We start from the raw sequence: 8,397 nt of genomic DNA, 5'->3' as shown, positions 1-8,397 counted from the left end.
CCAGGAGCTACGCAACAGCGCCAAGATGCTGCTGGGCGACTCGCTGATCACGGTGTTGATCGGGCATCTCAATGCGACCATCGCCGGGACCATCGATGACTTCGTGACCCAGGCGCAGCCGAAGATTGCCGGCATTCTCAAGGATGCAGGGGATCTTGGGACCAAGGTGACTGGCGAAATCGCCACGGGCCTGGAGACGATTGTGCTTGGGCAGCTCGATGCCAAGGGCGACAAGGCAGCGGCGAGCAAGCAGATGGCGGCGGCGAGCGATCAGTTGCTCAACGACCCGAAGGCGGCGTTCAGCAACTTCTTCGGCGCAGTGCACAGCGCCTACAAGGCTGCCGGTAAGGGCCTGGCCAACAGTGCAACCAGCAAGCTATTGCCGGATGACATCAAGAGCATGGTGTTGGCCAATACCGGACAACTGCGGGCGCTGGGGCCGGAAATGGCCAAGCAATTCGCCAAGCTGGCTGACCCCGCGACACAGATGAGCATCGGCTGGATGCTGACCGTGCTGGGTGGGGCAGTGAAGGGGTTTCGCAAGCGCAACAAGAATGGGCAGCCGGGGGTGAGCAAGCCGGGGACCACCACGCAGGTAGAGCGGGAGAAGGGTAAGGGCGAGTTGGCGGTCAGTGGGTCGCAGGCAAAGGCTGAGCAGACACCGAGTCCAAAACGTCCCCCTTGCCCACCCGAGCCGAAGGCCCGTACCGGCCATAGCATCAGTTTCTCGCTGGGTTCCGAGTTCATCCTGCATACCGATTTCAGTTTGCCTGGACCGTTCCCCATCGAATGGGAGCGGACCTATCACTCGCGCCTGGCCGAATATGACCAGGGCAGCCTCGGTGCGCGCTGGATCACCGAGTTCACCACTCGTATCGACGTGGTGGGCAAGGGCCTGGTGTTCCATGACCACGACGGTCGCAGCCATGCCTTCGAGCTGCCCAAGGTCGAGAAGTCGCTGTACAACGCCATTGAAGACCTGCTGCTGGTTCGCAGCCGTGAAAACGAGCTGGTGATCTGCCGAGGTTTCGAGCGCAAGGAATACTACCTGCGCGTCGAGGACCGTTATTACCTGCAGAAGATCACCCTCAGCAACGGTGCCGGTTGCATGTTGCACTACGAGCACCGCCACGAGGGGCGCCCGGTGCTGTCGGACATCATCACCTTCCAGGGTGATGTGAAGGATGTACTGCGCCACCTCGGTACGCTGATCGACGACCACGGCCACGTCACTGGTCTGTGGGAAATGCGCGACGGCCAGCCGCTTCGCCAGCTGTGCGCCTACCACTACGATGACCAGGGCGATCTGACTGCCGCCCAGGACGAGAACGGCGCGGCTTGGCACTACCAGTACCAGAATCACCTGGTGACCCGGTACACCGACCGCACCGGTCGCGGCATGAACCTGCAATGGGATGGCAGTGCCTTTGATGCCAAGGCCATCCGCGAATGGGCTGACGATGGCAGCTTCGACACGAAGCTCGAGTGGGACGAGAACATTCGCCTTACCTACGTCACCGACGCCCACGGCCAGGAGACTTGGTACTACTACGACATCCAGGGGCATCTTTATCGCATCCGCTACCCCGACGAGCGCTCGGAATGGTTGTTCCGCGATGAGCGCAAGAAGCTTTTGCGCCACGTCCACCTGGATGGCAGTGAAGACCGCTACGACTACGACGAGCAAGGCAGCGTCATTCGCCATATCCGTGCCGACCACAGTCAGACGCACTTCGCTTATGACGACCGTCGCCACCTGATCAAGATCCGCGATGCCGAAGGTGGTTTGTGGCTGCGTGACTACGACAAGCAGGGCAACCTGGTCGAAACCACCGACCCGCTGGGCCACAAGACCGAGTTCGCCTATACGTCCTCCGGCCTGGTCAAGGCGATCAAGGACGCCAACGGCAACGAGAAGAAGCTGGCGTACAACGGGGCGGATCAGCTGGTCGAGTACACCGACTGCTCGGGCAAGACCAGCCAATGGGAGTACGACGATTTCGGCCAATTGGTGCTGTTCACCGATGCCGCGGGCAACAAGACAGTCTACGAATACAAGGCCGGCCAACTGGCCAAAGTCATTCACCCGGACAACACCGAGGAACGCTTCGAGCGCGATGCCGAAGGTCGCCTGCTGGCGCACTCCGATGCGCTGGACCGCTGTACTACCTGGGCCTACAACGCCGTTGGTCTGCTCACCGAACGCGTGGATGCTGCCGAGCACACCTTGCATTACCGCTGGGACAAGTTGGGTCGACTGATTGGACTGGAGAATGAAAACGAGAGCAAGGCCGACTTCCTCTACGACCCGGTCGGGCGCCTGCTGCAAGAGCAAGGTTTCGATGGGCTGGTGACGCGGTACCAATACGATCCAGATACGGGCCGCCTGACCAGCACCCAGGTTGGCCAGCGTCGTATCGATATCACCTTTGACCCGGTGGGGCGTCTGATCTCACGTGTGGCCAGCCTGGGGGAGCAGCGCCAGGAAGAAACCTTCGCCTACGATGGCAACGGCAACCTGATCCAGGCCATCAACGCCGCCAGCAAGCTGCAATGGTTCCACGACGGGGCGGGCAACCTGACCCGTGAACACCAGTACTACTTCGGTACTGAGGTGCCGATGGTTGCGGTGTGGCAGCACGAATACGACGCGCTGAATCTGCGCACGGCGACGATTCGCCCGGATGGCCACAAGATCAGCGTGCTCACCTATGGCAGCGGTCATGTGTTGGGCATGACCCTTGATCACCATGAACTGCTGGCCTACGAGCGTGACGACCTGCACCGTGAAGTGGCGCGGCATCAGGGCAACCAATTGATGCAGACCCAGAGCTGGGACCCGGCAGGGCGTCTGCAGGAGCAGTTGCTGGGTAGCCATGACGGCAAGTCCACTCTGCTCAAGCGCCAGTACCAGTACGATGCGGTTGGCCAGCTCACCGACATTCACGATACCCGTCGCGGCCACCTGGCCTACCAGTACGACCCGGTCGGCCGTCTGCTGCAAGCTACCAGCCGCCTGGGTGTCGAGACCTTCGCCTTCGACCCGGCCGGAAACCTGCTGGACGACAAAACACAAGAACTCAACCGCCCGCTGGAAAGCGACCCACGTCGTAACAAGCTGATGGATAACCTGCTGCGCGAGTATGCCGGGACCCATTACCAATATGACGAGCGCGGAAACCTGATTCATCGTCTGCACAACGGTGAACATGCCCGCCTCAGCTGGGACCTGTTCGACCGCTTGGAGCGTTTCGACGATGTCAAGCTCAGCGTGGTGTACAGCTACGATGCTTTGGGTCGCCGCCTACACAAGCACTCCACCGCGCACCACCAAGATGATCCCCGTGCTGGCAGTGGCTGGAACCAGATGCAGCGGGCCAAGCGCCAGCGCGAACTGGGCTGCGGTTACACCTTGTACGGCTGGGATGGCGATAACCTGGCGTGGGAAAGCTCGCCGCCGCAGGACGAAGGCGAGATTGGACGCACTGTGCATTACCTGTACGAGCCGGGCAGTTTCGTGCCGGTTGCCCAAGCTATACGCAAGCAGCCGATTCGCTTGCTACGCCAACCGGACTGGAGCGACCGGGAGTACGACTTCGATCAGGACCCGCTGTGGCAGCAGGAGGTCAAACCTCAACCGATCGACGCAATTGCCTGGTACCAATGCGACCTCATCGGCACGCCGATGGAACTGACCGACCACACTGGCGAGGTGGTGTGGACGGCGCAGTACAAGGTCTGGGGTGAGATCAAGGAAACCCGTTCGGAGTGGGCCAAACAGATTGGCCTGAGCAACCCGATCCGTTTCCAAGGGCAGTACCACGACCATGAGACGGGGCTGCACTACAACCGCTATCGGTACTACGATCCGAGAGCTGGGCGGTTCATCAATCAGGATCCGATCAGTTACACCGGTGGCTTGAACTTGTTTGCGTATGCGCCGAACCCTATAGGCTGGATTGATCCGCTGGGGTTAAACAAGTTCGGAAGCGGAAAAGGTGTTCACACTGCCGTTGTGAACGTGCATGATTCGGATGGTGAGCACACTGTTGTATCCTGCATTCTGCACAGTGGAAACATGACAGAGGAAGAACGATCCTTAGGTTTTCCGCGAAGCTCTTTAGCCACGCATACCGAAGCTAGAGCAGTAAAACAGATTCCGTTGCAGCAAGGGGACGTTATGGTTATTGATGGTCAATACCCGCCATGCCCATCATGCAAGGGTAAGATGAATAGAGCGTCAGCTGAAACCGGGGCAAAAATTCAATACACTTGGCCTGAAAATGGCGAAACTAAGACATGGACCGCTGGGCAGAAGCGGAAAAGGGGATAAATATGGATAAACAGTTTACAGCGACCTATTTTGATGCCTCTAGAGAAGAGGATGTTCTGACAGTCGGCTTTGTGGATAGTCATGATGAGCCTTCGGAGTTCATGATTTTGCAAAGATCGGATGAGAGTGATGACCAGGACGAAGATCTTGGGCAGGATACATATTATGTTGAGGTTGGCAATCCGGGGGTTGCTGGCTATGGTGGCATAGAAAAGGTAGAGATATTTGTAGATAAGGTTGTATTAAGTTTCGCTAAAGCCTGTAGCTGGGTGAAACCGCTCAGTACAGTTCAAATCAATATTTCCAGTTCTGTCGTTGAGAGCGATGAAATTTTTTCAGCGTTAAATGACATTTTCATGGGGGAAGTAGCTCTCCTTAGATACTGACTTAATTTGATGTGCGAGCCGGTAGCGTTGCTAGCTTAGTGGCAAAGGGTTTGTCATCAGGGCCACCAGCTGACGCAAACCCAGGCCTGGGGTCCAGCAGGACGCTAACAAGAGCAACTGCTGGGTAGTCATGACGGTAAGCCACGCTGCTGAAACGCTAGTATCCATATAATACAGTCGGCCAGCTGACCGGTATCCAAGACACCCGCCGTGGCCACCTAGCCTATCAGTACGATCCCGTTGGTCGCCTGCTACAAGCCACCAGCCGCCTCGGTGTCGAGACCTTTGCCTTCGACCCGGCCGGCAACCTGCTGGACGACAAAACCCAGGAGCTCAACCGTCCGCTGGAAAGCGATCCGCGTCGTAACAAGCTGATGGACAACCTGTTGCGCGAGTACGCCGGGACCCATTACCAGTACGACGACCGTGGCAATCTGATCAACCGGCTGCATAACGGCGACAAGGCCCACCTGACCTGGGACCTGTTCGACCGCCTGACCCGTTTTGACGATGGCAAGCTGAGTGTCGTCTACAGCTACGACGCCCTGGGCCGCCGTCTGCACAAACACTCCACCGCGCATCATCAGGATGATCCGCGTGCCGGCAGTGGCTGGAACCAGATGCAGCGCGCCAAGCGCCAGCGCGAACTGGGCTGTGGCTACACCCTGTACGGCTGGGACGGCGATAACCTTGCCTGGGAAAGCTCGCCGTCGCAGGACGAAGGTGATACCGGGCGGACTGTGCATTACCTGTATGAGCCGGGGAGTTTCGTGCCGGTTGCCCAGGCGTTGCGCAAGCAGCCGATTCGCTTGCTACGCCAGCCGGACTGGAGCGACCGGGAGTACGACTTCGATCAGGACCCGCTGTGGCAGCACGAGGTCAAACCGCAACAGATCGACGCCATTGCCTGGTACCAATGCGACCACCTCGGCACGCCGATGGAGCTTACCGACCACACTGGCGAGGTGGCGTGGGCAGCACAGTACAAGGCCTGGGGTGAGGTGCGCGAGGTACGCTCGGAGTGGGCCAAGCAGCTTGGGATGGCGAACCCGATCCGCTTCCAGGGGCAGTACCACGATCATGAGACGGGGCTGCACTACAACCGCTATCGGTACTATGATCCGAGGGCTGGGCGGTTCGTTAGCCAGGACCCGATTAGCTACTTTGGCGGGTTGAACCTCTATGCTTATACCCTGAATCCGTTGCATTGGGTTGACGCATTAGGTCTTGCGCCGACACCATTGAATCAACCTGGATATACCGTTTACGGGCTCTACGAGCCTAATGCGACTAAGCCGTACTATGTAGGGCACACGATGCAGGCAGAAAGTGTGCGAGAGGCTCAACACGCGAAAACTGGAAGGCTAGGAGAAGCAAGGTTGGTACCGATCGCCAAAGACTTGACGTATACGCAAGCCAAAGGGGCTGAGCAATATTACCGAGAGGTGCATGGGACTAAGACTGGCTTCCCAGGTAATGTGATCGAACCAATCGATAAATCAAGGACGGACGAGCGCGGTCTGTCTCATATCGCTGAATATAATAAGCTCAAAGCTGGCTCTGTTTGTGAGCTTTAGGTGAGAAAATATGAAGTTGCTGAAATCGAATGTGCGGCCGGGAAGTGTCTTTTATATACCTGCTTTAAACCGTGAAAAGGAAATTGGTTTTGTTTTGGCTCGCTATGTTGAACATGTTGAGCCGAATGCGGGATTTTTGATTGAGGTGTTCTCAAAGTTTTACTTGGTGCCTCCGAAGTCACTTGCTGAAGTTGATATGGCTCATAAGCTTTTTAGGCCGATATTATGCTCGATGCGATTTGCTGAAATACCTCGCTGGAGGGTGCTGTTTGAAGATCCGCAGTATGATAGGTCTTGCTCTGGATATGCTGATATAACGTTTGAGTACTATGCCGATCTTTGGGTTGGCGGAGCTATGATTAAAAAAAGTCCGTCCGATCAAGGGTTTTCTCAGGGCGTTAATGCATTGGAGTGGTCTACTTGCTGGCGAATGCATCACATCGTTTTTAGAGTGAACGCTTGTTTGGCAGGTTTTTTTGATCAGGAAGAAGCCTATGATAATAGTAAGTTGCCTGAATGTATGCAAGTTGGAAATAAAGAGGCGGGTGACGCAGTAGTGGCTTTGGCAAAGCAGGTTGACGAACTTTTTAAAGGGTTTGAAAAAAAATAGCTTGGTTACACGTTGTGCGGTTTTTCTTAAGGCGTTGGTGTGGGTGGGTACTTTTTTAATGTTTTAGGATCTTGGCGGGGCTGCATTGCAACCGCTGTCGGATACTGTGATCCGAGGGTGGATGATTTTTAAGTTAGGATCAAATTCGTTATGCCGGGGGCAAAAATCTTTATTCGTATGCGAGAAACCCCGTAAACTGGGTAGACCAATTAGGCCTTTGTGCTGTTAAGAAAAATGCGGATGTGGTTCGCCAACCCGTCAGCTTGCAGATGAGGCTCATGGGTGTACTAGATCCTACTGCGCAGAGATTTAAGTCGATAGTTGTAGGGGTAATGCCAGATGGAAGTTTAGGTATTGCTTCAAGTGATAAGGAAGTACCAAAAGCACAGCGGGAATTTGCTGAGGATAAAGGCCTGGCGGATGTAAGTGGTGTTGGTCACGCAGAGGAGACGCTGATTAACGCTGGAGCAACGCATGTTGACGCGAATCGAGGTGTTTGCTTAGATTGCGAAACCATGATGCGTGATAATTCTGTGTCTACGGATACTCCATTTGCAGGCAAGAAAAGCAAGAGGGGATTATAATGAAGGTTGAGTATGCTCAGTTAACAAAGCTACCTCAAAATGCCATTTCATTATTTTGTTTGCTAGGTGCGGAGCGGATTTCACTACCTTACACTGCGTTTGCGACAAAATACGGCCTTAAAGATGTCAATGCTGTTGTTGTTTCTGAGTTGTATGAGGTGATTAGCCGCGGGCGAGTCATAGATTTAACGCGGATTTATCAAGCTATTTATGATGGCATTCCTGATACGGAAGATTACAGTGATGAGCTTGCGGACCAGGCTCAGTGTTCTGCGATTTGTACGTCTTATTGTGTCTCCTATTTCTTGACTGGTGATTTTGAAAGTGTTCAGAATTCATTAAGTAAGGTCGAGGATGCTATCGACGTTGCGGATGTTGACGTTGAACAGCGTATTGATGCTGATGTGCTGTGGAGCAATAAGTTGATCAGTATTTTGCAAAGCTCTGATTTTCATAATGGTTCATTTATTGCTCAGATTCGTCAGGAGAATCTTAAGGCGGCTGTGCAAACGGTTAATTCGTAGTGCTCGTGCTGATATCACTTATTTTGTGAGTGGTTGAAACCTTTGCGAAGAGCATCTTGGGCAAACAGGGCTTGGCGAGAGCCAGGCCCTGAGTCAATTACGGTGAAAGCATTTCGTTTGTGATGCAGGGATGGGTAATCAGACTGGATCCCTCTAACGCCTACTGGCGCCTGATGTCGGCCTCCGGCGACATCGACATCCGCGCCCTGAAGGACAACATCAACCTGCTGGCCAAGCTCGACATCACCGCCAACGCCGACCGCATCGTGCTCACCGCCAAGACCGAGCTGGTGCTGCAGGGCGGCGGTAGCGGCACGACCTACAACGCTGGCGGCATCACCCACGTCACCAGCGCCAACTACACCGCCAAGGCCGCGCAGTTC

General features: G+C 55.4%; 5 protein-coding genes and 2 pseudogenes. All 7 read left to right on the top strand.

Annotated elements, in window-relative coordinates; translation table 11 throughout:
* Positions 1-4,333, top strand: a 4,333-nt coding sequence (locus ACQ4N9_RS26045; RefSeq protein ID WP_430934061.1) for an RHS repeat-associated core domain-containing protein, incomplete at its 5' end; no start/stop codon positions are given.
* Positions 4,300-4,719 (top strand): Imm10 family immunity protein, encoded by a 420-nt coding sequence (locus ACQ4N9_RS26040; RefSeq protein ID WP_390966559.1) that lies wholly within the window; start codon positions 4,300-4,302, stop codon positions 4,717-4,719. The genes ACQ4N9_RS26045 and ACQ4N9_RS26040, both read left to right, overlap by 34 nt.
* Positions 4,720-4,767: 48 nt before the next feature.
* Positions 4,768-6,296, top strand: a pseudogene (locus ACQ4N9_RS26035) (RHS repeat-associated core domain-containing protein); the annotation flags it as partial.
* 10 nt (positions 6,297-6,306) lie between these two features.
* Positions 6,307-6,906 carry a hypothetical protein gene (locus ACQ4N9_RS26030; RefSeq protein ID WP_390966561.1) on the top strand — a complete coding sequence of 200 codons (600 nt, stop codon included), beginning with the start codon at positions 6,307-6,309 and terminating at the stop codon, positions 6,904-6,906.
* 278 nt (positions 6,907-7,184) lie between these two features.
* On the top strand, positions 7,185-7,490 hold the full coding sequence (locus ACQ4N9_RS26025) for a hypothetical protein (protein ID WP_390966563.1): 306 nt from the start codon (positions 7,185-7,187) through the stop codon (positions 7,488-7,490).
* On the top strand, positions 7,490-8,014 hold the full coding sequence (locus tag ACQ4N9_RS26020) for a hypothetical protein (protein ID WP_390966565.1): 525 nt from the start codon (positions 7,490-7,492) through the stop codon (positions 8,012-8,014). The genes ACQ4N9_RS26025 and ACQ4N9_RS26020 overlap by 1 nt, the downstream gene beginning before the upstream one ends.
* A gap of 107 nt (positions 8,015-8,121) precedes the next feature.
* A pseudogene (locus ACQ4N9_RS26015) lies at positions 8,122-8,397 on the top strand (DUF2345 domain-containing protein); the annotation flags it as partial.

Origin of the sequence: Pseudomonas sp. ES1 (assembly GCF_050586605.1) — a bacterium.
Classification (GTDB): domain Bacteria; phylum Pseudomonadota; class Gammaproteobacteria; order Pseudomonadales; family Pseudomonadaceae; genus Aquipseudomonas; species Aquipseudomonas sichuanensis.
This window is presented reverse-complemented; position numbering and strand designations above follow the sequence as displayed.